This window comes from Arenibacter flavimaris (assembly GCF_030291335.1).
Lineage (GTDB): Bacteria > Bacteroidota > Bacteroidia > Flavobacteriales > Flavobacteriaceae > Arenibacter.
In genome coordinates, this window is record NZ_JASWIM010000006.1 from 85,816 (window position 1) to 111,037 (window position 25,222).

The following is a 25,222-nucleotide window of genomic DNA, read 5'->3' on the forward strand; positions in this document are numbered from 1 at the left end:
TCTTTTCGTACATTAAACGCTCTAAAAGCCTAATTTGTTATTTATAGTAATTCTTTTTGTGGGGAAGTAAAATTAAATGTTAATTTTTAAGAAAGTATTTAATTAGGATCAAGATTACTATGAATAATGTGAAGAAAAGTCCTACCCATTTAACTCCTTTGTAATTTTTTTTATGTAATTTTTTGTCCTTTTGATAGGAAATAATGATAATTGCAACAAAGGCGACAAAAAAGAGACCAGCAAAAATTAATTGCCCCGTACTGAACATATTTTTATTTTTACGCAAATCTAACTTAAATAATTACAATAATGAAAAGTAAACTTAGTGCAGTGGAATTGTTTCATAATTCGTTTGGGTTGGGTGTTTCCAAAGAGGTCAGGGCAGATTTGGGCGAGGCCAAAAATTTACTTCGCTATAATTTGATGGACGAGGAAAATAAGGAATATCTGGAGGCTGCGAACAATAATGATCTGGTTGAAGTTGCGGATGCCCTCGGCGATATGTTATATATATTGTGTGGAACCATACTTGAACATGGTATGCAATATAAAATTGAGGAAGTTTTTGAGGAAATACAGCGAAGTAATATGAGTAAATTGGGGGAGGATGGCAAACCTATTTATAGGGAGGACGGAAAAGTGCTTAAAGGCCCCAATTACTTCAAGCCGAACATAGTGGATATTTTGGACAAAAAATAGTGTCCCGAATTCCGGTAGTATTAATGGATGAAAAAAGCCCTTCGACCATTTTGGTCGAAGGGCTATCTAAATGGTATACACTAATTATTATTTGATATCCACTTGGTATCTCCAGCCAAATTTATCCTCGGCCTTGTTATATTGTATATCTGTAATGCGCTTTTTTAATAAGGAGGCATAACTATCCTTTATTTCGGGTAGATCATAGTCCTTTCCCTGATAGCCAAAAGTAGCGATTGGAGAGATTACCGCAGCGGTACCGGCCCCGAACATCTCTTTAAGGTTACCGTTTTTTGAAGCTTCAACAACCTCTTTTACAGTAATTTTTCTAACCTTTACATTTATATTTTCATCCTTGGCAATATCTATGATACTTTTTCTGGTTATACCGTCCAAAATTCTATCACTTGTGGGACTGGTAATCAAGGTGTCATTTATCCTGACAAATATGTTCATGGCCCCGGCCTCCTCAATATATTCGTGGTTGTTGTCATCCGTCCAGATCACTTGATTATAGCCTTTTTCAACGGCCAATTGAGTAGGGTAAAACTGTCCGGCGTAATTCCCGCCGGCCTTTGCAAAACCTACACCACCATTGGCCGACCGTGAATATTTCTCCTCTATCAAAACCTTTACCTTCCCAGCAAAATACGAGGTAGATGGGGAGCAGGCAATAATAAATTTGTATTCTTCCGAGGGGGAAGCATGGAATCCGCACCCTGAAGCAAACACAAAGGGCCTAATGTACAGGGAGCTTCCTTCTGCGGTAGGAATCCATTTATGGTCCATTTTCAAAAGTGCTTTTAAGCCATCCATAAAATAATCTTCCGGGAATTCCGGCATGGCAAGTCTTTTGGATGAAATGTTGATCCGTTTTTGGTTTTCCAAAGGACGAAATAGCCAAACATTTTGGTCATTGTCCTTATAAGCTTTCATTCCTTCAAAAACAGATTGTCCGTAATGAAAAATTTTAGCGGATGGGTCAAGGGTAATGGGTTGGTAAGGAACTATCTTTGGAACTTCCCAAGCCCCATTCTTATAATTGCAGACCATCATATGGTCCGTAAAATATTTTCCAAACGATAAATTATTAAAATCTACTTTATCAATTTTCGAGTCCTTAACTTTCTCAACTATTATTGAATTTGAAACAGTTTGCATAGAATTCTAATTTAAAGCAATAAAATTAAGCAAATAACATTAGTAGTTCTTCTTTTTTCTGTCTAAAAATACCCAGTTTTGTAAAGTGTTATAAATTCTGAATATTTTAAAGAAATTTAACATTTTGATTGTGACTTTTATGGCGTTTTTAGCATGTTTAGCCTAAATTAGGCTGTTGGCACCAATCAAAGCAACCAAAAAAAAGGGCATAACGTTTATTTTGGTAATCAATTTTGTGATTCCGGCATCTTAAGCAGTGGGGAAATGCTTGGGAATATAATAAAATATCCGGGAAAGATATGCTTGTTTTCCGGTCTATTGATGGAGGTTTGTAAGGCAAAAAGGGTGGTGGACGAAATTGGCATGGTTGGATTAAAGTGTTCTTTCTGTCACAGGAACTGCTGGGGTTAGAGGTAATTGTAAGTGGTTAGGCCTTTGTTGAAGTAAGGAGTGTTCTGGAAAAAAGACATTTTGCCCGTGGAGAAGAAAATCCAAAGAGGAAACTACAGACCTAATGAAGGTAACGAAAAAATATGCCCTTGAGGCAGATGGCGTATTGATAAAAAGAATAAATTGAAAAGAAAAATTATAACTACGGCCGACGGTTCCAAAACTATTCAGATCGAAGATTGGAACGAGCAATATCATTCCGTACACGGTGCTGTTCAAGAAGCCTATCATGTCTTCATCAAGAACGGCCTATCCCTATTCCATGACAGACAATTATCTATTATGGAAATTGGCTTCGGAACGGGATTGAATGCCCTTATAACATTATTGGAATCGGAGAAACAGGGTTTGGAGGTGGCCTATACTGGTGTTGAGGCCTATCCCGTACTTCCGGAAGAACTGGAGCAATTGGAATATACAGGGGCTTTGGATGCCGTGTATTTGGAACAGCATTTTTTTAAGATGCACCAAACTTCTTGGGAGGAAGCGCATTCTATGTCGGCCAATTTTTCATTGTTAAAGCGGCAAATCGATTTTAGGCAAATTTCGGACATAGACCTATTCGACCTAATTTATTTTGATGCCTTTGGTGCCAGGGTACAGCCAGAACTTTGGACGGAGGAAGTATTTGCCATAATGTACAGGGCTTTGAAACAAAATGGAGTGCTGGTAACCTATTCTGCCAAGGGCAGTGTAAGGAGGGCCATGCAGGCAGTAGGTTTTGTCGTGGAACGCTTACCGGGCCCCCCTGGGAAAAGGGAAATGCTAAGAGCCTTAAAAGTTTCCTAATTAATATGGCGGTATTATGGTTTACTTAACACCTAAAGGGCTTGGACTGTTAAACCTACACTAAAGTGAATTATTTAGATCATAAAAACCCATATATTTATATCAAAGTCGATAGAAAGAAGCAAGGGTATGAAGGTTTTGATAACAGGTGCAACAGGTTTGGTGGGGCGTGAAATTGTAAATTTGTGCAAACAGAACAAAATCTCGGTAAATTACTTGACCACCAATAAGGATAAAATCGTTTCCCAGAAGGATTTTAATGGCTTTTACTGGAATCCGGAAAACAACGAAATAGACGCAAATTGCTTCAATGGGGTAACTACAATAATTAACCTTGCAGGATCCAGTATTTCCAAGAGATGGACACGAAACAATAAAAAAAAGATACTTAACAGTAGGGTAAAATCCCTGAGGACTTTATTGGGCGCTATTTCCAAAATTGGGGTCCATAGTATTAAAACAATTGTATCCGCTTCTGCGATAGGGATTTACCCCAATTCCCTTTCCCAATATTATAAGGAAGAGGTAGAAGAGGTGGATGACAGTTTCTTGGGAGAGGTGGTCTCTATTTGGGAGAAAGAAGTGGATGCATTTGAAAAATTGAATATCCAAACTGCCAAGATTAGGATAGGGTTGGTAATGTCCGATAAAGGAGGGGCATTGCCGGAAATGGCCAAACCTGTAAAATATTATGTGGGGGCTGCCATAGGTTCGGGCAACCAATGGCAATCTTGGATTCATCTTTACGATCTCGGACGAATATTTCTACATGTTATTTTAAAGGACCTAAGTGGAATTTATAATGCCGTGGCCCCCAATCCGGTGACCAATGTTAAGCTTACCAAAGAAATAGCAAGGGTTTTGCAAAGACCGTTGATCTTGCCCCATATTCCGAAAACTTTAATACGTTTGGGTTTAGGTGAAATGTCCTATTTGTTGTTTGCCAGCCAGCGAGTAAGCAGTAAAAAAATAGAGGATTCGGGTTTTGATTTTGCCTATCCCAATATTTGCAGGGCACTGGAGAATATTTATTTGGACAAGGGAGGGTACACGGCAAGGGATGCGCTCTATAAGAATGGGCTTATTCCGTAATCATGACAATTTTTTGAGTTCCGAACATCCGCCATTGGTGGATGTTTTTTTATAAAGTTTAATGACATTATGACATTTTTAAAGAATTGGCAGTACTTTTGCCATTTGAAATTCGGAAGTATATAAATGTATTATAAATGAGCAACGAAAATAAAACAGAAGAGATGGAAGATGATGTTCTGAACAATATAGAGAATCAAGATTCGGAACAGGACGGTTCATCTGCCGGGAGTGAGAACTTTGATAAAAAGGAAGGGCTAAGCCAGGAAGAGCAATTGCAGGAGGAACTTAATAAGGAAAAGGATAAATTTTTACGTCTTTTTGCGGAATTTGAAAATTATAAAAGACGTACCTCCAAGGAAAGAATGGATTTGTTTAAGACGGCGGGTCAAGAAGTAATTGTGTCATTATTACCAGTTATCGATGATTTTGATCGTGCTTTAAAGGAAATTTCCAAGTCGGAGGATCAGGAAATGTTCAAAGGGGTAGAATTAATAAGCAATAAATTTAAAGAAACTTTAAAAAATAAGGGTCTTCAGGAAATTGAAGTCAAGCAAGGTGATTCCTTTGATGCGGAAATTCACGACGCCATCACCCAAATTCCAGCCCCTAGTAAAAAATTGAAAGGAAAAGTAGTGGATGTAGTTGAAAAAGGTTTTAAACTGGGGGATAAAATCATACGCCATCCAAAAGTGGTTGTAGGAAATTAAAATTATTTTATGAAGGAGGATTATTATGACATCTTGGGCATTGGGAAAAATGCTACAGCGGCCGAAGTAAAGAAAGCTTATAGGAAAAAGGCAATCGAGTACCATCCTGATAAAAACCCAGGTGATGCCAAGGCAGAGGAAATGTTTAAAAAAGCGGCCGAAGCCTATGAAGTTTTAAGCGACCCCAATAAGAAAGCGCGGTACGACCAGTATGGCCACGCGGCCTTTGAAGGCGGTGGCGGATTTGGCGGCGGTGGCATGAATATGGATGACATTTTTAGCCAGTTCGGGGATATTTTCGGCGGCGCCTTTGGTGGTGGAGGTTTTAGTGGCTTTTCCGGATTTGGTGGCAGTGGCGGTCAAAGACGTGTTAAGGGAAGCAATTTAAGGATAAGGGTTAAGTTGACCCTAGAGGAAATTGCCAATGGTGTAGAAAAGAAGATTAAGGTAAGGCGAAAAATTCAGGCAGAAGGGGTAACCTATCAAACCTGTGGTACCTGTGGCGGTCGAGGACAGGTTACCAAAATAACCAATACAATTCTAGGGAGAATGCAGACTGCAGCTACCTGCAGCACCTGTGGGGGCAGTGGACAAATAATTGATAGGAAACCCAGTGATGCGGATGCCAATGGACTAAAAGTTTCAGAGGAAACCGTAAGTATCAATATTCCTGCTGGAGTAGAGGATGGAATGCAGTTAAAAGTGCCCAATAAAGGAAACGATGCACCTGGGAATGGAGTTCCTGGAGATTTATTGGTGGCGATTGAGACAGAAGAGCACGATACTTTAAAACGGGAAGGGGACAACCTTCATTATGATCTTTATATCAGTATTTCTGAAGCGGTTTTAGGTACCTCAAAAGAAATTGATGCCGTAGGTGGTAAGGTTAGGATAAAACTGGAAGCCGGGATACAGTCCGGTAAGATTTTACGATTACGAGGTAAAGGTATTACAAGCCTAAACGGCTATGGCAGTGGGGATTTATTGGTACATGTAAATGTTTGGACACCTAAGGAATTAAATAAGGAGCAAAAGGATTTTTTCGAACGCATGCAGAACAACGAAAATTTTGAACCAAGACCAGAGAAATCCGATAAATCTTTCTTTGAAAAGGTGAAGGATATGTTCTCCTAAACGAGGGATTACGGTTTTAAATAAAAAACGTATATTTGAGATAATATTGGGAAACCAATATTATTTTCTTTTTCATAGCAATTTTTTTTCCCATCCTTGATTCGTTGAGGGTGGGTTTTGTTTTTAGTGAAACCCTGTTTTTATAAGCCCGAAGGGGCGTAATAAACACGATTGGTTGAACTAATCCCGCCCTTCGGCGGGATCTTAACGTTTTTGCGGGTGGGTTTTGTTAATGAAACCCCGTTTTTATAAGCACCGAAGGTGCGCAATAAACACGGTCGGTTGAATTAATCCCGCCTTTTGGCGGGATCTATTAGTTGGATGTCGGCAAGCACCGAAGGTGCGCAATAAACACGGTCGGTTGAATTAATCCAAATCAGGAACAATTATTGTGTTTATCAAAAAATCAGGATTAATTTGATCAGTCGTGTTTTTTGATCAATAGTTTTTATTGGTAGGAGTAATTCAGTAAAACCAATGTTTAAATTATTCTTTCATTTTACTCAAGTGGTTTTTATAGTTTTTTAATGGTTTTCGTGAATCTTCGATTTCGTCTTAAATCAAGTGGTTTTCACATTGGAAGGTGGAAGGCGTCCATAGAGCATTTCACCATAGTGAAAGCGGCCTGGACGCCGGGGCCGTGGAAAGTGCGTAGATTTAAAGAAATTTAAAATCAGCTTGGCCATGGCTACAGCTGGCTCCTCCTAACCAAGGTACACCGTACCTTGGTTATTCGGCCCTGGTCGTTTTTTATTCATCGGCTGGTCTATTGATCTTTAATGGTATTCATGAATGCTACGCATTTGGGCGATGCAAAAAATGAACAGGACACAAATTTGAAATAGTAAATTATATTTTTTTGTAATTCACACACAACTTTTGGGATTGATCCATTAATCCCGCCCTTCGGCGGGACCCTACCTTGTTCCAAGCTTGACTTTATGGCAACCACATCTTCAAATTTCCCAAGATACTCAATAAACAAGTTGGGTAATAAATACCCCCTAAGTTAAGGACGTACGCTGCTTTATTAATTAGTTCTGTTTTCTTGTTTTTTGGAATCGATAATTTTAGAATTTTATAAAGAACCCAGCCTTCGATAATAATCCAAGTTAAAATACGTAAAAAAGTATAATTTATAAATATCCGTCCTATCTCTTAAATAGCAATTATATATCTTTGGGGAAATTGCATGCATGAATAATATATTGGTCGCTAATGAGGTTTCAAAGCAGTTTGGGAGCCATATAGCTCTCAACAAAGTTTCATTGGAAATTCCCAAGAATAGTATCTATGGTTTGCTTGGACCCAATGGAGCTGGGAAAACCACATTAATACGGATTATTAATCAAATAATTTATCCGGATCAAGGGGCAATTTACTTTGATGGTGAGCCATTGCGGGACCAGCATATTTCTATGATTGGATATTTGCCGGAGGAAAGGGGGCTTTATAAAAGTATGAAGGTTGGGGAACAGGCCCTGTATCTGGCCCAGTTAAAAGGACTGTCCAAGTCCGATGCCAAAATCAGGTTGAAATATTGGTTTGATAGACTGGAGATCGGGGATTGGTGGAACAAGAAAATACAGGAGCTCTCTAAGGGCATGGCCCAAAAGATCCAATTTATTGTAACAGTTCTACATGAACCAAAGCTTTTGATCTTCGATGAACCCTTTAGCGGTTTTGATCCTATAAATGCCAACCTTATTAAGGATGAAATCCTTCAATTAAGGGATAAGGGCACCACCATAATTTTTTCAACGCACCGGATGGAATCCGTGGAGGAACTATGCGAATATATAGCCTTGGTGCACAAGTCCGAGAAAATATTGGATGGTAAGCTTAGCGATATTAAAAAGGCCTATAAAAATAATATTTATAAGGTTGGGCTAGGGGTACAGAGCGCCAACGGTCTCTTGGAGGATCTAAAGGATAAATTTGAGATTCTATCTTCGGAATATGTAGATGACGGATTGCAACTAAATTTTACAGTGCAACTGCCATCTGATAATACAGGTCACTTTCTGGCCCATTTATCGGGCAAGGCAAATGTCAACAATTTCATGGAGACAATTCCATCGGCAAACGACATATTTATTAGAACCGTTCAATCCAGATAGTACTTATGGGGAAGTTATCGCTCATCATAAAACGCGAATATTTAGCAAAGGTTAGAAATAAATCATTTGTGGTCATGACTTTCTTGAGTCCGATCCTCATGGTGGGAATGGTAGTTCTTATTGTTTATCTGACCAAGATCAACGATAGTGAAAAACGGACTATTGGAATATTAAACGAAAGCAATTATTTTTCCACCGACTTTCAGGGAACGGAAAGTACTTCGTTTATAAAATTTAAAGATATAGGCCTGGAGGCGGCGAAGGATTCCATTCAAAAAATGGGATTTTATGGCTTGCTGTACATTCCCAATGATAAGGACTTGGAACAAGTGGTAAGTAGGTCTTTTTTTTATAGTAAGGATGCTCCGGGATCTTCTATTTTAGATAACTTGGAAAATGTATTCGAAGATCGATTACGTATGCAGCGACTACAGGAATTAGGCGTCTCTGTATCGGATTTTGAAAGTGTTGACAATAATTTTGAAATCAATACCGCTACCTTTTCAGGGGAACAGAACCTAAAAGGCATAACCGAAATGAAAGCTTTTATAGGTGGGGCATTTGGGTACCTGATCATGATGTTCATTATTATATACGGTGGCTTTGTAATGCGCAGTGTGATAGAGGAAAAAACCACCAGGATAATAGAAGTTATTATTTCTTCCGTGAAACCTTTTCAACTTATGCTGGGGAAAATAATTGGAACTTCCTTGGCTGGTGTTACCCAGTTCGCTATCTGGATTATTTCGGCCTTTATCATGTTTGGTGTATTGATTCTTGTTTTCGACATTGATCCATCTGCCCTTAACTCCGAGGCTGGCAATACCCCTGGTCTGATAGGAGGGGCTGCCTATGTGACAGCATCGGATTCTGCCATGCAATTGTACGCGAACGAACTTTTTAGGATTCCTTGGATAATGCTTATTTGCTTTTTTGTCATCTATTTTGTCCTGGGTTACCTAATATATAGTTCAATATATGCGGCCATAGGGGCTGCAGTGGACAACGAGACAGATACACAACAATTTATTTTTCCAATTATATTGCCATTAATGTTGGCCATTTATGTTGGTTTCTTCTCGGTCTTTAATAATCCCCATGGCCCAATTGCTGTAGGGTTCTCATTATTTCCCTTAACATCGCCAATTGTAATGCTCATGCGTCTACCGGGCGGTATAGGTGAAGGGGGGGTGCCAATATGGGAGGTTGTGGTTTCAATTCTATTATTAATTATCACTTTTATAGGTATTGTATGGTTGGCGGCCAAAATATATAGGGTAGGGATATTGATGTACGGAAAGAAGCCTTCCTATAGGGATTTGTTTAAATGGCTGAAATATTGATATGGAGGAATTAAAAGGTATAATAAAGGGATTGGAGGAATTCCTCAGCTACAAAATTTGGCCTGGTGATAAGGTGGAAATTACCACTGCTACCCTTTTGACCATCATTGTTACAATAATCCTGGTAACCTACGCCTTAAAACTGATTCATAAATTGATTACCTCAAAGTTACCCGAGGAGGATAGGAATAAGTTTGTCAGTATTTTTGGATTTTTAAGGTACCTCTTTTATATACTGGTAGTACTGATCGTTCTGCATACATCCGGGGTCAATCTCACTGTTTTGATGACCGCATCGGCGGCGCTGTTTGTTGGTTTGGGATTTGCCCTTCAATATTTGTTTCAGGACATTATTTCCGGTATTCTGATTATATTGGATCAGTCTTTGCGCGTAGGGGATATTGTGGAGGTAAACCAAAAGGTAGGGCAGGTTTTCGAAATTCGATTAAGGACTACAAGGGCGCTTACTAGGGATGATAAGGTAATCATAATTCCCAACCATCAATTTCTAACGGATAGTATTTATAATTATACCCAAAATCATAAAAGTACCAGGGAGAACGTTAAGGTTGGAGTGGCCTATGGAAGCGATGTTGCTTTGGTGACTAAAATTTTGGAAAATATTGCGAGTGAACAAAAAGGGGTCTTGAAAAATCCCAAGCCATTTGTACTTTTTGAAGATTTTGGGGATTCCGCTTTAATGTTTTCCATCAATTTTTTCATTAACGACAGTTATGGAGATCCAAAAATTAAAAGTGCTATGCGGTATATTATAGATGCTAAATTTAGGGAGTACAATATAAGTATCCCTTTTCCTCAAAGGGATGTTCATATGTTTCAATCCCGTCCAATTGAAACGATGCAGGTAGAAAAAAAGGATATTGGGAATGGGAATTAAGGGAAAGGGTAGGGAATTCATTTTGGGATTCTTTTTGTCGATGAATTTTTGTCTTGCCCAAACACCGGATGTTTTTAGGTTAGAATATATGTTGATGCCAAGAAATACGGCTGAAGCAAAATTATCCAGAATTAAACTGGTGGCCAACCTGCCCATTAAAGTAGGAAAAAATGACAATATTATTGTCGGGGGCGAATACAATCGCATTGCCTACGATCTAAACCGTAGAACGCCCTATGACGATGTAATCACGGAAACCTTTCATGTTGCCGATTTAAATATGGCCTATATATTGCAGTACAATAAGGACTGGCGCTTTGTAGGGGTGGTAACGCCACGTTTGTCGTCCACTTTGACCAATGATATTGGGCAGGGGGATGTCTCCGTTAACATGACCATAGGGGCCTTACGGGATAGGCCTAAAATTGAAAAACCAACGCGCTTGGTACTGGGAATAGCCTATAACTCAACTGTGGCCGTTAGAGTTCCCTTGCCCTTGGTTTATTTTGAAAAGCGGTTCCATCCCAATTGGGCATATGTGGTGGGGGCTCCCAAGAGTGGCATGAAATATTTTTTTAACGATAAACATATGCTGCAGACCGAGTTTATTTTGGATGGATATTACGTTAATTTGCAGAATACGGTAATCAGCTCGGATTCTGGTGTTGCCTCTTCCATTTCTACCTCGGTGGCTTTGTTTACATTGGGATACCAATATGCAGTGGCCAAAAATATTTTCTTTTATGGCTACGCGGGCCATACCTTGTTTCAGGCGGGGGTGTTGAGGGATGAAGAGCGAAATGATATCTTTACATTGAACGATGAACCTAGTTTCTATTTTAGAACAGGTTTTAGGATTGGAATTTAAAATACATAATTATGTCTAGAATACTTGTAATTGAAGATGAATCGGCCATTAGAAGGGTTTTGGTGAAAATCCTTTCGGAGGAAAATGAAAACTATAAAGTGGAGGAGGCCGAAGATGGGTTGATAGGGTTGGAAACAATTAAAAAAGATGATTTTGATCTTGTACTTTGTGATATAAAGATGCCCAAAATGGATGGGGTCGAGGTTTTGGAAGCAGCGAGAAAAATAAAGCCCGAAATTCCCTTCATTATGATTTCCGGGCACGGAGACCTGGATACGGCAGTGAATACCATGAGGCTCGGGGCCTTCGATTATATTTCAAAACCACCCGATCTAAACAGGTTGTTGACTACAGTGCGCAATGCCTTGGATAGAAAGGATTTGGTGGTGGAGAATAAAATTCTGAAGAAAAAAGTAAGCAAAAATTATGAAATGATTGGGGAAAGCAATGAAATCTCCGTCATTAAGGAAATGATAGAAAAAGTAGCCCCAACCGATGCCAGAGTCCTCATTACGGGTTCCAATGGTACAGGTAAGGAACTAGTGGCCCATTGGATCCATGAAAAAAGCGAGCGGAATGCCAATCCTCTGATTGAGGTCAACTGTGCAGCAATCCCTTCCGAATTAATTGAAAGCGAACTTTTTGGACATGTTAAGGGGGCTTTCACATCCGCTGTAAAGGACCGGGCCGGAAAGTTTGAGGCTGCAAATAAAGGAACCATTTTTTTGGATGAAATAGGGGACATGAGCCTTTCTGCCCAGGCAAAAGTTCTTAGGGCACTTCAGGAAAATAAAATAAGCAGGGTAGGATCGGATAAAGACATCAAAGTAGATGTTAGAGTAGTGGCCGCCACCAATAAGGACCTAAAAAAGGAAATTGAAAGCGGAAGGTTTCGCGAAGATCTATACCACAGATTAGCAGTAATTCTAATTAAGGTTCCTTCATTGAACGATAGAAGGGATGATATACCTTTACTCATAAAACACTTCTCAGAAAAAATAGCCTCAGAGCATGGTAGTACTCCCAAAACCTTTTCTGCAAAGGCCATTGCCTTGTTAAAAGGGTATGACTGGACTGGGAATATTAGGGAATTGAGAAATGTTGTAGAGCGGCTTATAATACTTGGGGGCAACGAAGTAACCGAGGAAGACGTAAAATCTTTTGCCAGTAAATAAAGCTATTGGTTTAGTAAAGAAGGGCTATTTGGAACCTAAGTATGAAGGTGGAAATTAGGCCTCGATACCCAATAGGTTCTTTAGTGTTTCGGGAAAATGGGGGTAAAGGGAACTAGTTAAGGCTTATTTTAATTATCTCATTGCTCATCGTTAGTTCCTGCAGCCATTCAACTTTTTAAGGGCATTGGCGGCAATTTCTTTGGTTTTTAGGTTATAGTATTTTTTGCCTGCAGAAAGGTTGGATTTTAGAAGTTGCTGTTCACAATTATTGTACACGTTTTGCGCAAATGCAGTGGCTTCTTTGCAATCTACAGTTTCCACTACCTTGTCCAAAGATTCTTTGAACTTTTCCAAGGCAATATTCACTTTGATTTCAAGGGTATTTGTATCTACAGGTTTAAGTGATTCTTTTGCAGCTATGGAAGTTTTGGTATTCATAGCCAGAACATCGTTATTATATCTGCTATCATGGGAATCGTGTTCGTTTAAGGCTTCCATACTTCCCAAAGCATTGTCCAAGGCCTTTTTTAGGAGTATTTGTACACCAGGTATAGAGGAGGCCCTAGTGGCATTGGTCAAGTTAACGGAACTTTCGTGTATAAGTGCCATGGCATGCTCGCAGCCACAATCCTCTAATTGGGACTTGGATTTCACTATGGCGTTCAATGCTTTATAGGCAAAATATTTGGAGATGTTAATGTCGTCGGTGGCAATGGCCTTTTCAGTTTGTGATTGGATGTAACCAATATTGGAACCGGCATATTCACAGGCTTTGTTACTCTTAAAGGAAGAATAAATAAACAGCGCCAAAGAACAAACAATTATAACGGAATGTCTCATAAAGTAGGTTTTAGTTTATTGTTATACTGGGAAATATAACCTTGTAAAGGTAAGCTTACCACCTTGTATTTAGATGATTTTTTCGATGAAGTACATCTTAAAACTATGTTTTTAGACCAACAGTGGCTTTTTATGGATATAAGGTTGTGTTTTTTTTTGGATTCCCTTGTATATGAAGCATATAGATCCACTAGGGTGCCTGATTTTACTTCGGAATTAGGGTAATTTCTTATGAATATGCGTAAATTTTAAGCCAACATAAGGTGAATGTCCAATACTTGGGTAATTATGATTAATACCTATAACTTAACGCATTCTGGCCTTAACTTTTAGGTAGTCTGAAAAATTTCATATATTTTTTGTCTTTAATTGCTCAATACTGGAGCACTAAAACCAATTCATGAAGAACATAGAAGCAGCAACTTATAGGGTTGATAGGGAAATTAAATTGGCCGATTTAAATACAAGGGAAGATTTGGGGTCTTCGGATAAAAAATTAAGGAAAGCACTTGAAAGCGTTAGGATAGAATTAGGGGAGTTTCAGGATACCATGTATGCCCATGCCAAATACAGCGTTTTAATTTGTTTGCAGGGTACCGATACTGCCGGGAAGGATAGTTTGATTAGGGAAGTATTCAAGGATTTTAATGCCAGGGGGGTAGTGGTGCATAGTTTTAAAGTACCAACAGAGCTGGAATTAAAGCACGACTATATTTGGCGACACTATATTGCCCTGCCGGCAAAGGGAAAATTTGGGGTTTTTAACCGTACACATTACGAAAATGTTTTGGTAACCAGGGTGCATCCGGAATACATATTGAATGAACATATTCCCGGAATCCATAGGGTAGAGGACATAGATCAAAGTTTTTGGGACAAACGTTTTGAACAAATAAATAATTTTGAACGTCATATAGCGGAAAACGGGACCATTATATTTAAATTTTTTCTGCATTTATCCAAGGAGGAGCAACGGCAGCGATTATTGAGAAGGTTGGAATTAAGGAAGAAAAACTGGAAGTTTTCCCCTGGCGATTTAAAGGAAAGACTTATTTGGGACCAATACCAAAAATGCTACGAGGAAGCACTTAACAATACATCAAAACCGCATGCCCCCTGGTTCATTGTTCCTTCGGACAATAAAAAAGCTGCCCGGTTAATAGTTGCTTCAATTTTGTATGAAGAGTTAAAAAAATACAAAGATATAAGGGAACCCGAACTCGATGATAAAATAAAAGCTAATTTAGAAGAATATAAAAAACAATTGGAAAACGAATGAGGTATTTATTGTTGGTATTTTTACTAATTGCACTACAGATCAAAGCACAGAACAATGATGAAAAACAAATTAAAGAAATATATAACACGGCCCTTACCAATGGCAGTGGATATGCTTGGTTAAATTATTTGTCCAATCAGATTGGAGGAAGACTTTCGGGTTCTTTGCAAGCACAGAAGGCTGTGGATTACACTAAAAAAGTTCTCGATTCCATGGGATTGGACCGCGTTTGGCTTCAGCCGGTCAAAGTCCCAAAGTGGGTAAGGGGTACACCGGAATTTGCTTATATAGAGAGCGATCCCGGATTGACCAATAATGTCCCCATATGTGCTTTGGGAGGTTCTGTGGCCACTCCTTATGGAGGAATAAAGGCAGGGGTGGTTGAGGTTATGGGTATTGAAGGGCTAAAAACGCTGGGGAAAGAAAAAATTCAGGGGAAGATAGTGTTTTTTAATAAACCTATGGACCCTGTAAATATTGACACCTTTCAGTCTTACGGAGGTTGTTCGGACCAACGATATTCAGGTGCCGCCGAAGCGGCCAAGTACGGTGCCGTAGGGGTAATTGTCAGGTCCTTAAATCTTCGGTTGGACGATTTCCCCCATACAGGTGCTATGAGCTATGGAAACACGCCCATAGAGAGTAGGATTCCAGCCGCGGCCATAAGTACAAATGGAGCCGAACTGCTAAGTGCCACCTTAAAACTAAATCCGGGCATAAGTTTTTTCTTTAGACAAAATTGTAAAATATTGCCGGATGTGGAGTCTTATAATGTAATTGGGGAAATCAAAGGAAGTACCTATCCAAATGAAATTTTGTTGGTGGGAGGACATTTGGATTCATGGGATTTAGGAGACGGTTCACATGATGATGGTGCTGGATGTGTGCAGAGTATGGAAGTGTTAAGGTTGCTAAAGGTTACAGGATATAGACCTAAACGTACCATACGGGTGGTCCTTTTTATGAACGAGGAAAACGGACTTCGTGGCGGTACCACCTATGCGGAGCAGGCGTCCAAAAATAATGAGAAACATATTTTTGCCCTGGAAAGTGATTCCGGTGGTTTTACGCCCCGAGGTTTTTCATTTGATTGCAATCAGGCCAATTTTAAGCAGATAGAGGGTTGGAAAAGCTTGTTTGAACCCTATTTGGTGCACCAATTTATAAAAGGGTGGAGCGGAGCGGATATTGGACCATTGAAAAATGATGATATTGTTTTGGCAGGTTTAAAACCGGACAGTCAGCGGTATTTTGATCATCACCATTCGGCCAACGATACCTTTGCGCATGTAAATAAACGGGAATTGGAACTTGGAGCTGCCTCTATGGCCAGTTTAATCTATCTCTTTGACCAATATGGCATCAAGTAGTTCTTGGCACTGTTTAAGGGAGTGGAACTTGGGGAAAGGAAATTTATTATGAAGAATGCCTACAGGTAGATGAAATGGGATTATCCAATCCACAGTGTTTTTTATAAACAGAAAACTTATCCTTACCTTTGCGGACTAATTAAAAAACAGTGATATGCAAGACGGAATTTACGCAAAATTCAATACTTCGAAAGGAGAAATACTGGTAAAGCTTACGCATGATAAAACCCCTGGAACCGTGGGTAACTTTGTAGCCTTGGCGGAGGGTAATCTAGAAAATAGTATCAAGGCTCAAGGTAAACCCTATTATGACGGATTGAAATTCCATAGGGTTATTCCGGATTTTATGATACAGGGAGGTTGTCCGCTAGGAACCGGTACTGGTGACGGGGGCTATAAATTTGATGATGAATTTCATCCAGATCTTACCCATGACGGACCTGGCGTACTTTCAATGGCCAATGCCGGACCTGGTACAAATGGCACCCAATTTTTTATTACCCATGTGGCCACTCCTTGGTTAGATAACAAGCATACCGTTTTTGGGCACGTAGTGAAAGGTCAGGATGTGGTGGATGCCATTAAACAGGGCGATAAAATAGAAAGTTTGACCATAGAGCGAATTGGGTCGGAAGCGGATAATTGGAATGCGGTAGAGGCTTTTAGGACTTTTGAGGGTTCTAGGGAAAAAAGACTTGCGGAGGAAAAGAAAAAAATAGCAGCTGAACTGGATAAAGTTGCAGCTGGATTTAACGAAACGGAAAGTGGACTTAGGTATAAAATTGTTCAAGAGGGAAAAGGAAGCAAGGCCGTAAGTGGAAAAAATGTTTCAGTACATTATGAAGGATCTTTGTTGAACGGCCAAGTTTTTGATTCTTCCTATAAAAGAAAGGAGCCAATTAGCTTTCAATTAGGTGTGGGCCAAGTTATTCCAGGATGGGATGAAGGTATCGGCCTATTGAAGGTTGGGGACAAGGCCAGGTTTGTAATTCCTTCCAATTTGGCTTATGGAAGTGCTGGTGCCGGCGGGGTTATTCCACCCAATGCCACCCTTATATTTGATGTTGAATTAATGGGGATAGGATAAATTCCAATTTTCATATAAAAAAAAGACCCTAAGAAATTGGGGTCTTTTTTTACTAATGGTTCAGAATTGAGAGACGAAAAATGTTTTCGACCCTATTGTGTTTAAGTTGAAATTAAACCTTATATGGTAAATTCAAAATTGCTTTCTATCTTTTGGTCTTATTAAGGCTCAATACTAAAAGCGCTATGTTTATTACCAATAAGGAGAGAAGAATGGTGAAAAAAGTAGTCATGCTTAAGTTATTTTAATGGTGCGATTTTAGTGTTTTTAAGGAAGATGGTAAAATTGGGGAAAGGTTGCGTTAAAAATATAAATATTACTTTTAAACATGAAAAATCCTACAAAACAGTCTTTTAATGAAATACTTTTACTCCCTAAACAGCTTTGGTTTAAATTTCGATAAAGTCCAATAAAAAAGCCCATCCGCTAGGATGGGCTCTATTTTCTAAAAAAAATTGTACCGTAATTATTAAATCACTTTTACATTTACTGCGTTCAATCCTTTTTTACCTTGTTGTAATTCAAATTCTACAACATCACCTTCGCGAATTTCGTCGATTAAACCAGAAATGTGTACAAAGTGATCTTCGCTTGAGCCTTCTTCAGTGATAAATCCGAATCCTTTGGAATCATTGAAAAATTTTACTGTTCCTTTATTCATTATAAAAAATTAAAAAAATTAAATTAGCCGCCAAGATAAGGTTTTATTATTTAACTACATGATTTTTTGATAGTTATATTTATTTTGGAAGATTTTGACACGATTTTTAAAAAGTAAATAAACGGCTAATCAACTGTGCGTTAATGTCCTCGGTCTTAAACTTTTACTTTTTCATATCCGTTTTTATGTGTTCTGCACGTTTTTTTAATTCCTACAGGGAAAATGGATTTTTTTTTGCGCGCTAAATGAATTTCTGGGAATGTTGGGGTACAGGTTTGGGAAGTTTGATTAAAAAAAAGAATAATAAGGCGTCAACACCTAATTAAATTTAATTTTTTGTTTCTCTTGGCCTGCAGAAGTTGCTGCATTTGAGAATGGTTTTGGTCAAATAGGTGTTGTGGACAGTAGTGGGTTGGATAACATTATCTCAATCACCTCAATAACAAAGGAGCTACAAGGAATTGCTGTTATTGGGAGCTAAAACAAAATAGAGTCTTCCCTAACAGGGAAGACTCTATTGATATTATAGTAGTCCTATCCAAATTATAGGTTCGGCTGTGGGGTCATTCTTAAATAGGGCTTAATTTCTTCCACACCTTTGGTGAATATTTTTTTGGCATCCTCTGTGTTTATGGATGGACTTACAACCACCCTATCCCCATTTTCCCAGTTGGCAGGAGTGGCTACTTTATGATATGCTGTTAATTGTAATGAATCTATTACCCTGAGCAATTCGTGAAAATTACGACCTGTGGATGCAGGATAGGTAATTATGAGTTTTACAGTTTTGTCCGGGGCTATAATGTAAACCGAACGCACAGTTAAACTGTCATTTGCATTTGGATGAATCATGTCGTAAAGGGTAGAGACCTTTTTGTCCTCATCGGCAATAATTGGAAAATTAACAGTGGTATGCTGTGTCTCATTAATGTCTTTGATCCATTCCCCATGAGAGGCTACCCCATCAACACTCAGTGCCAGCATTTTTACGTTCCGTTTGTCAAATTCTCCTTTGAATTTAGCGGCCGTTCCAAGTTCGGTGGTACATACCGGGGTAAAATCCGCCGGGTGCGAAAACAAAATTCCCCATCCATCACCTAAATAATCATATAAATTGATCATTCCCATAGAACTATCTGCTGTAAAATCAGGGGCTAGGTCGCCCAATCGTATTGTTGCCATATTTTGGTGCTTTAGTTAAAAGTTTATTATCCTATAAAATTAGTAGATTATCTTGTAATCGACTTTTTTAAAAGGTTAAAAATGTATTAAAATTTAACGAAATAAAGTTGTTTTTTGAAATTTATTTAGGTGGAATTTATTTTTTTTTAATCTTTTGGGATGCAATACGTACTGTATTCGATCGTATAAATAATGGTCTTTTTTTTGCAAAAAAAACATTTAGTTTAATTGGGTTTGTAAGCACCATTGCCAATCGCCCTTCGATCCCGTTCTATGAATGGGAAAACTTTGGTAGGGTTTAATATTATTTATTGGGATAGCTAATATTATTCATTATACTTCTTTAATTTTATACAATGGAAGAAAGAAGCTTGGAAGAATTGAAATACCCCATTGGCCATTTTGTATATACCGGGAAGGTCAATGATATAACCTTGTCCGATTGGATATCCGAATTGGAAGCATTGCCTACCCGTTTAGAGGATCTGGTGGTTCCACTGAACGACCAACAGTTGAATACTCGGTATCGGCCAGGTGGCTGGACCATCAGGCAGGTGGTCCATCATATGGCGGACAGCCATCATCATAGTTATACCAGATTTAAATGGGCACTGACCGAAGATAAACCTATTATTAAGGCGTACGAAGAGAAGGAGTGGAGCAACCTTTTTGATGCCAAGACGGCCCCAATAGTACTATCCATAAATTATCTTAAGGCACTACATGCAAAAATGGTATATCTCTTAAAAGGTTTGTCCAAGGAGGATTTGGAAAGGGTGTATATTCATCCCGATGGTAATGTTGCGGTTAGCCTTATGGAGAATATTGGAAAATACGCTTGGCACGGCAATCATCATTTGGCACACATAGAGGGCATCATAGACCGTAAGGGCTGGAATTGTCCCTAGTACTTTAAGCTAAAGGGCCATGGTCTTCCATGAAATTTAAAGTAAAAATGTATTGGGCAACTATTGTTTCTTCCACTTGATATTACAGCCCATACTCGGTTTTTGGTCAATATTTATTTTGTTTCCGGAAAGAAGGGCATCCATGGCCGATTTTAAGTCCACTCCGCTCACTGGGATACCATTTCCCGGGCGGGAGTTGTCAAACTGACCTCTATATACCAGCCTTAAATTGGCATCGAATAAATAGAAATCGGGCGTACAGGCGGCATCATATGCTTTGGCAACCTCTTGACTTTCATCGTACAGATAGGGAAAAGTATATTTCTGTTCTATACTGATCAGTTTCATTAAATGGGGAGCATCCTGAGGGTAATTTTCTACATCGTTGCTGGAAATTGCAATAAATGAAATATCTTTAGGTTGATATTCCATTGCTGTTTTGACGATTTCGGTATTCAAATGCTTAACAAAAGGGCAGTGGTTGCAGATAAACATGATTACGGTACCCTTGGCCCCTTTTAAGTCTTGAAGGCTTTTTTGTTGGTACGAAGTGGTATCGAACAATTTAAAGTTGGGGGCTATTGTGCCTATGGGCAGCATATTACTGGGTGTATTGGCCATGACTTTAATGTTTAGAAAAAAGGTCTACTGCAAAGTTAAAAGAAAAGATAGACAATTGTATGCGGTTCCCACATTAGATATTTTGTGGTAAAAGAAATATTTATAAAGTTGAAACTTTTGGCATGTGCCAATAGATCCTAAGACGTGAAATTTTCCAGTGAAATTATTGAAAAACTTAGAATTGTTCTGTGAAAGAAACTATTACTTGGCCCGATTTCTCCAAAATAGATATGAGAGTGGGCACCATTATTGAAATTAAAGATTTTCCAGAGGCCAGGAAACCAGCCTATCAGTTACATGTCGATTTTGGCAAGACGATAGGGATTAGGAAAACATCGGCCCAAATAACCCAAAGGTACTCCAAAGATCAACTTTTGGGGAAGCAGATAATCGCCGTGGTTAATTTTCCTAAAAAACAAATTGCAAATTTTATGAGCGAATGTCTTATATTAGGGGCTGTTGACGGTTCCGATGTAATATTACTGCGTCCGGATGACGAGGTTGACAATGGACTTAAAATCTCATAATTCTTGGTAACTACCCCCCTGGATAAGATTCATATAGACTTTAACCAACAATCACTTTGGGTGCTTAACGTGGCTTTGGCCCTGGTAATGTTCGGGATAGCATTGGATATATCCATAGATGACTTTAGACGATTGCTTAGAAAGCCCAAGCCGCTTTTTGTTGGTGTTTTGAGCCAGTTTGTTTTGCTTCCTGCCGTAACTTTTATACTTGTTTTGCTATTGGAGCCCTTGCCCAGTATTGCTTTGGGAATGTTTATGGTAGCTGCTTGCCCAGGGGGTAATATTTCCAATTTTATTACACATTTGGCAAAGGGCAATACGGCCTTGTCCGTAAGTCTAACGGCGGTGGCCACTTTATTGGCTGTCCTTATGACCCCTTTAAACCTTCAATTATGGGGCTCCCTATATGGCCCCACCGCATCAATACTTCAAGAAGTTGCCATTGCTACTTTTTCAATGGTAAAATTAGTGGCATTGCTTTTGGCATTACCCTTAATTTCGGGGATGGCGATAAACCATATCAGGCCCAAAATAGCATCTAAAATAGCAGAAGTTTTAAAGGTACTTTCGTTGGTGTTTTTTGTGATTCTTATTTTTATTGCCTTATATGACAACAGGGACGTTTTTATGGAATATGTATTATACGTATTCTGGATAGTGGTCCTGCACAATCTTTTGGCTTTTGTAACCGGCTATTCGGTGGCTAAATTTTTTGGTCTTTCCCAAATGGATAAGCGAACCATTGGTATAGAAACCGGGATTCAGAATTCAGGCCTGGGACTGCTGTTGATATTTACTTTTTTTGATGGAATGGGGGGAATGGCCCTTCTGGCGGCGTTTTGGGGAATATGGCATTTGTTATCGGGTTTGGCCATAGCAAGCTTTTGGGGATATTTTCCAATTGATAAAGAAGAACTTGTTTGAGAAGGATAGGTTATTGTATTATATGGGTTTGGATTCGTTTGGCATTGACATTCTATTTTTCTGGAATAAAAGTTAAAGGTTTGCAGAATGTGCCTTTGGGAAAACCTGTTATGTTTGTATCGAATCATCAAAATGCCTTGCTCGATGCTCTATTGATAGCGACCCATTGTAATCGGAAACCTTATTTTTTAACTAGGTCCGACGTGTTTAAGGGAACCTTGTTGAAGGTGTTTTTCGAATTTTTACAGATGATTCCGGTGTATAGGATCAGGGACGGTAAGGATTCATTGGCGGGAAATAACGCCATTTTTGAACGCTGCTCGGAGCTACTGCAAAGGGGAGAGGCCTTACTTATTTTTCCGGAAGGCAACCACTCCCTAAAACGTCGGGTCCGTCCTCTAAGCAAAGGGTTTACCCGTATTTTGTTTCTGGCTTTGGAAAATAATCCAACTGTGGATATCACTGTTGTCCCAATTGGAGTGAATTATGCCAAGGCCGCAAAATTTCCCGATAAGGCAGCACTGTATTATGGCGAAGGGATAAGGGTCCAGGAATTTTTTAACAAAGAGGATTTGACAGGATCGGCCAGCCGACTGAAGCAGGAAGTGTTTCATCATTTAAAAAGACTTACCACACATATTGAAGAGGAGTCCAGGTATGAGGAGATAGTGCATAAACTGGATAGGGCTAGGGTGGATTATCTGGATCCTGTGGACATTAACCTAATTTTGGAAACGGGGATATTTCCAGAGTATAAAAAAAGAGAAAAAGAAGTACCTCAGAAGTACATTTTTAAGTGGGCATTTTTTATGTTGAACTTTCCAATGATCATTTTATGGTCCAAGCTCATTAAACCAAAAGTTAGCGAACCGGAATTTTTGAGCACAACCAGATTTATGTTTGCCTTATTGTTTTACCCCTTGTTTTATCTTCTGCTCATGGGAGTAATGCTAATATTCTTCAATTGGCAGGCTACCTTAATGATCTGCTCGGCCCATTTTATCCTTGGCAGTATACTGGTTAAATTGTGGCGGGAAGACTAAATCATGGTAAAAGAAATGGCCCCTAATTACAGGGGCCATTAAATTTTTGTATAAGAATAAGAAGATTAAATATCGTCAAAGCTTACATCTGTAAAACTATCTGTAGAGCTAATAGATCCATTTTCTTCGGAATCTTCCTTTTTAAAATCTTTCTGGTGACGTTCGGAAATAACCTCTGTACCTTTTTCATCGATAATGTAATCCATCATCTCGTCCAAATTCTCCTTAAAGGCGGTAAAGTCTTCTTTGTATAAATAAATCTTGTGTTTTTTATAATGAAAAGAACCATCGTCATGGGTGAACTTTTTGCTTTCGGTAACAGTTAAATAATAATCTCCTGCCTTGGTGCTTCTAACATCGAAAAAATAAGTTCTTCTTCCTGCTCTTAAAACTTTAGAATAAATTTCTTCTTGGTCCATTAAATCTTTATCGCTCATTTCGTCTAGTGTATAGTTAATTTTTCATAGGTATATATCTGTCAAAAGTGGAAAAAAAAACCTAATATAACAACATTTTTCTATTTTTCTTTCTCAGAAAGTTGATGCATATACAGCTCTTTGTAGTATCCTTCAACAGAATTTAATTCTTCATGTGTACCTTCCTGTATTAATTTTCCATCCTCCAGAACTATAATTTTATCTGCGTTTTTGGCCGATGAAACCCTATGGCTTACAATGAGCGTGGTCTTATTTTTGGATTCTTTTTTCAGTTGGTTCAGAATTTCTTCTTCCGTTTCGGTGTCAACTGCCGAAAGACAATCATCAAAAAGGTAGATAGGTGGGTCCTTCAGGAGTGCCCTTGCAATGGAGACACGCTGTTTTTGTCCCCCACTTAAGGTAATGCCCCTTTCTCCCAAAATAGTCTCGTACTGTTTGTTGAAGCCCATTATGTTTTCATGTACTACCGCTTTCTTGGCCACGGCAATAATTTCCTCATCCGTTGAATTTTCTTTTCCAAACTTAATATTGTTTTTTATGGTGTCGGAAAATAGAAAAGCATCCTGTGGTACAGCGCCTATGGATTGTCGTAGGCTTTGTAGGTTTAATTCCTTAATGGGGACATCATCTATCAGAATTTCTCCGGAGTCAATGTCGTACAAACGGGCAATTAAATCTAAAATGGTCGATTTTCCTGATCCTGTTTTTCCCAATATAGCTACTGTCTCGCCCTGGTTTATTGTAAAGGATATGTTGTTCAGGGCCATAATGTTGGTGTCCTCGTAGGTAAACGTTACGTTTTTAAACTCAATCTTTCCTTTTATGGGAGTTTCCTCCTTAACGGTACTAACAATGTTGGGTTCTTCCTGCAAAAATTGATTGATCCGTTTTTGTGATGCTTCCGCCCGTTGCACTATGGAGGTAACCCAGCCCACGACCGCTACAGGCCAGGTAAGCATGTTTACATACAAGATAAACTCTGCAATGATACCAATTGACGCTATTTCCCCGTCTATATATTGTTTGCCGCCCACGTAGATGACAAATATATTGCTGATTCCGATCAAAAGGATCATCAGCGGGAAAAACCAAGCATTGACCTTGGCAAGATCCATACTTTTGTTTTTTCCGTCCAGGGCCAAATTTTTCAATTCGGCATTTACCTTAGGTTCCAGGGCATAGGCTTTTATAACCGAAATTCCTGAAAAGGATTCTTGGGTAAAGGTAGACAGGGTTGATAAAAACTCTTGCACAATTGTACTCCGCTTGTGAATTATTTTACTGATCTGATAGATCAATACAGAAAGAATCGGCAATGGCAACAGAGCATAGAGGGCCAGTACTGGTGCCTTTATGAACATTAGTGGAACCAGACAAACAAAAAGTGTTAGCGTTTGAATTCCGTACATAATGGCCGGACCTCCATACAATCGTACCTGGTTTACATCCTCGCTTATCCTGTTCATTAAATCCCCGGTCCTATTTTTTTTGTAAAAATTGAGACTCAATAGTTGGTAATGGTCAAATACCTCATTCTTTAAGTCGTACTCAATGTACCTGGAGACATTAATAATGGTCTGTCTCATCAGAAATGTAAAGAAACCGGACAGCAATGCAGCTCCAACAATTATCAGGATGTATTCCCATAGCATTTCCTTGGCATCCGCCTTCAGAATTTCATTACCTACATAGCCTTCAACAACTTCAATGGATTTTTTTACATAGGAAGGCATAACCAATTGAAAAATTCGAGCTATCATGGTAATGATAATACCAATAAGGAGCTTAAATCGGTACTTCCTAAAATATTTATTTAAATGTTGAAGTTCTTTCATTGGCTATGAAACAGAAATTGCAGGATTTTGGATTACAATTGGGCAAAGATAGTTTTTTGGTTCTAAACC

Annotated in this window: 24 protein-coding genes; 17 read left to right on the plus strand and 7 right to left on the minus strand. The window is 38.9% G+C overall.

All coding sequences use genetic code 11. The features are described from left to right. The first annotated feature begins 309 nt into the window (after positions 1 to 309). Positions 310 to 699, plus strand: coding sequence for a pyrophosphohydrolase domain-containing protein (locus QSE00_RS07330; RefSeq protein WP_110357676.1), 390 nt, complete (start codon positions 310 to 312; stop codon positions 697 to 699). An 87-nt stretch (positions 700 to 786) separates the two neighbouring features. On the opposite strand, the gene QSE00_RS07335 is transcribed toward QSE00_RS07330, so the two are convergent. Beyond that, the gene (locus tag QSE00_RS07335; protein WP_286105462.1) at positions 787 to 1,860 is read right to left on the minus strand and encodes a branched-chain amino acid aminotransferase; all 1,074 of its coding nucleotides are present in this window, start codon (positions 1,858 to 1,860) and stop codon (positions 787 to 789) included. Between the two features lie 573 nt (positions 1,861 to 2,433). Here QSE00_RS07335 and mnmD point away from each other — a divergent pair. The 9 genes from mnmD to QSE00_RS07380 all read left to right on the plus strand — a co-directional run bounded on the left by mnmD (position 2,434) and on the right by QSE00_RS07380 (position 12,439). Further along, a complete protein-coding gene (gene mnmD, locus QSE00_RS07340) occupies positions 2,434 to 3,099 on the plus strand; it encodes a tRNA (5-methylaminomethyl-2-thiouridine)(34)-methyltransferase MnmD (RefSeq protein ID WP_286105463.1) in 666 nt (221 codons plus the stop codon). Positions 3,100 to 3,228: 129 nt separating this feature from the next. Then, complete coding sequence (locus QSE00_RS07345; protein WP_286105464.1) at positions 3,229 to 4,191, plus strand: TIGR01777 family oxidoreductase; 963 nt, start codon at positions 3,229 to 3,231, stop codon at positions 4,189 to 4,191. A gap of 137 nt (positions 4,192 to 4,328) precedes the next feature. After that, positions 4,329 to 4,901 carry a nucleotide exchange factor GrpE gene (locus QSE00_RS07350; RefSeq protein WP_110357680.1) on the plus strand — a complete coding sequence of 191 codons (573 nt, stop codon included), beginning with the start codon at positions 4,329 to 4,331 and terminating at the stop codon, positions 4,899 to 4,901. 9 nt (positions 4,902 to 4,910) lie between these two features. Continuing rightward, positions 4,911 to 6,035, plus strand: a complete 1,125-nt coding sequence (gene dnaJ, locus QSE00_RS07355; RefSeq protein WP_110357681.1) for a molecular chaperone DnaJ — start codon at positions 4,911 to 4,913, stop codon at positions 6,033 to 6,035. A gap of 1,196 nt (positions 6,036 to 7,231) precedes the next feature. After that, entirely contained in the window at positions 7,232 to 8,155 is a 924-nt protein-coding gene (locus QSE00_RS07360; RefSeq protein WP_110357682.1) for an ABC transporter ATP-binding protein, read from the plus strand. 5 nt (positions 8,156 to 8,160) lie between these two features. Further along, a complete protein-coding gene (locus QSE00_RS07365) occupies positions 8,161 to 9,498 on the plus strand; it encodes an ABC transporter permease (RefSeq protein WP_286105465.1) in 1,338 nt (445 codons plus the stop codon). 1 nt (position 9,499) lies between these two features. Then, positions 9,500 to 10,396, plus strand: a complete 897-nt coding sequence (locus tag QSE00_RS07370; protein WP_110357684.1) for a mechanosensitive ion channel family protein — start codon at positions 9,500 to 9,502, stop codon at positions 10,394 to 10,396. Then, complete coding sequence (locus QSE00_RS07375; RefSeq protein WP_110357685.1) at positions 10,386 to 11,264, plus strand: DUF6268 family outer membrane beta-barrel protein; 879 nt, start codon at positions 10,386 to 10,388, stop codon at positions 11,262 to 11,264. Before QSE00_RS07370 ends, QSE00_RS07375 begins: the two co-directional genes overlap by 11 nt. An 11-nt stretch (positions 11,265 to 11,275) precedes the next feature. Then, positions 11,276 to 12,439 (plus strand): sigma-54-dependent transcriptional regulator, encoded by a 1,164-nt coding sequence (locus QSE00_RS07380; protein WP_110357686.1) that lies wholly within the window; start codon positions 11,276 to 11,278, stop codon positions 12,437 to 12,439. A 150-nt stretch (positions 12,440 to 12,589) separates the two neighbouring features. Here QSE00_RS07380 and QSE00_RS07385 read toward each other — a convergent pair whose 3' ends face one another. After that, a complete protein-coding gene (locus QSE00_RS07385) occupies positions 12,590 to 13,279 on the minus strand; it encodes a hypothetical protein (protein WP_286105466.1) in 690 nt (229 codons plus the stop codon). Between the two features lie 400 nt (positions 13,280 to 13,679). Between QSE00_RS07385 and QSE00_RS07390 the strand changes: the two genes are divergently transcribed. The 3 genes from QSE00_RS07390 to QSE00_RS07400 all read left to right on the plus strand — a co-directional run bounded on the left by QSE00_RS07390 (position 13,680) and on the right by QSE00_RS07400 (position 17,015). Next, positions 13,680 to 14,558, plus strand: a complete 879-nt coding sequence (locus tag QSE00_RS07390; RefSeq protein WP_286105468.1) for a PPK2 family polyphosphate kinase — start codon at positions 13,680 to 13,682, stop codon at positions 14,556 to 14,558. Further along, positions 14,555 to 15,928, plus strand: coding sequence for a M28 family peptidase (locus tag QSE00_RS07395; RefSeq protein ID WP_286105469.1), 1,374 nt, complete (start codon positions 14,555 to 14,557; stop codon positions 15,926 to 15,928). The genes QSE00_RS07390 and QSE00_RS07395 overlap by 4 nt, the downstream gene beginning before the upstream one ends. Before the next feature lie 154 nt (positions 15,929 to 16,082). Beyond that, the gene (locus QSE00_RS07400; RefSeq protein ID WP_110357690.1) at positions 16,083 to 17,015 is read left to right on the plus strand and encodes a peptidylprolyl isomerase; all 933 of its coding nucleotides are present in this window, start codon (positions 16,083 to 16,085) and stop codon (positions 17,013 to 17,015) included. Between the two features lie 469 nt (positions 17,016 to 17,484). On the opposite strand, the gene QSE00_RS07405 is transcribed toward QSE00_RS07400, so the two are convergent. Continuing rightward, positions 17,485 to 17,676, minus strand: coding sequence for a cold-shock protein (locus QSE00_RS07405; protein ID WP_026812084.1), 192 nt, complete (start codon positions 17,674 to 17,676; stop codon positions 17,485 to 17,487). Between the two features lie 543 nt (positions 17,677 to 18,219). Continuing rightward, positions 18,220 to 18,858, minus strand: a complete 639-nt coding sequence (locus tag QSE00_RS07410; RefSeq protein WP_110357691.1) for a peroxiredoxin — start codon at positions 18,856 to 18,858, stop codon at positions 18,220 to 18,222. Between the two features lie 356 nt (positions 18,859 to 19,214). Here QSE00_RS07410 and QSE00_RS07415 point away from each other — a divergent pair, with 356 nt between their 5' ends. Continuing rightward, positions 19,215 to 19,766: a YfiT family bacillithiol transferase gene (locus QSE00_RS07415; protein ID WP_286105473.1), complete on the plus strand. Its 552-nt coding sequence runs from the start codon at positions 19,215 to 19,217 to the stop codon at positions 19,764 to 19,766. A gap of 60 nt (positions 19,767 to 19,826) precedes the next feature. Here QSE00_RS07415 and QSE00_RS07420 read toward each other — a convergent pair whose 3' ends face one another. After that, a complete protein-coding gene (locus QSE00_RS07420; RefSeq protein WP_286105474.1) occupies positions 19,827 to 20,387 on the minus strand; it encodes a thioredoxin family protein in 561 nt (186 codons plus the stop codon). A 188-nt stretch (positions 20,388 to 20,575) separates the two neighbouring features. Here QSE00_RS07420 and QSE00_RS07425 point away from each other — a divergent pair, with 188 nt between their 5' ends. Genes QSE00_RS07425 through QSE00_RS07435 form a run of 3 tightly spaced genes read left to right on the plus strand, consistent with a single transcriptional unit; the run spans position 20,576 to position 22,881 of the window. Next, on the plus strand, positions 20,576 to 20,914 hold the full coding sequence (locus QSE00_RS07425) for a tRNA-binding protein (RefSeq protein WP_110357695.1): 339 nt from the start codon (positions 20,576 to 20,578) through the stop codon (positions 20,912 to 20,914). A gap of 3 nt (positions 20,915 to 20,917) precedes the next feature. Beyond that, positions 20,918 to 21,838: a bile acid:sodium symporter family protein gene (locus QSE00_RS07430; RefSeq protein WP_286105475.1), complete on the plus strand. Its 921-nt coding sequence runs from the start codon at positions 20,918 to 20,920 to the stop codon at positions 21,836 to 21,838. Positions 21,839 to 21,882: 44 nt separating this feature from the next. Beyond that, entirely contained in the window at positions 21,883 to 22,881 is a 999-nt protein-coding gene (locus tag QSE00_RS07435; protein WP_286105527.1) for a lysophospholipid acyltransferase family protein, read from the plus strand. A gap of 65 nt (positions 22,882 to 22,946) precedes the next feature. Here the strand turns inward: QSE00_RS07435 and QSE00_RS07440 are convergent, their stop codons facing one another. Both QSE00_RS07440 and QSE00_RS07445 read right to left on the minus strand, forming a co-directional pair. Beyond that, positions 22,947 to 23,318 (minus strand): PUR family DNA/RNA-binding protein, encoded by a 372-nt coding sequence (locus QSE00_RS07440; RefSeq protein ID WP_110357698.1) that lies wholly within the window; start codon positions 23,316 to 23,318, stop codon positions 22,947 to 22,949. A gap of 80 nt (positions 23,319 to 23,398) precedes the next feature. After that, positions 23,399 to 25,153 carry an ABC transporter ATP-binding protein gene (locus QSE00_RS07445; RefSeq protein ID WP_110357699.1) on the minus strand — a complete coding sequence of 585 codons (1,755 nt, stop codon included), beginning with the start codon at positions 25,151 to 25,153 and terminating at the stop codon, positions 23,399 to 23,401. Positions 25,154 to 25,222 lie beyond the last annotated feature (69 nt).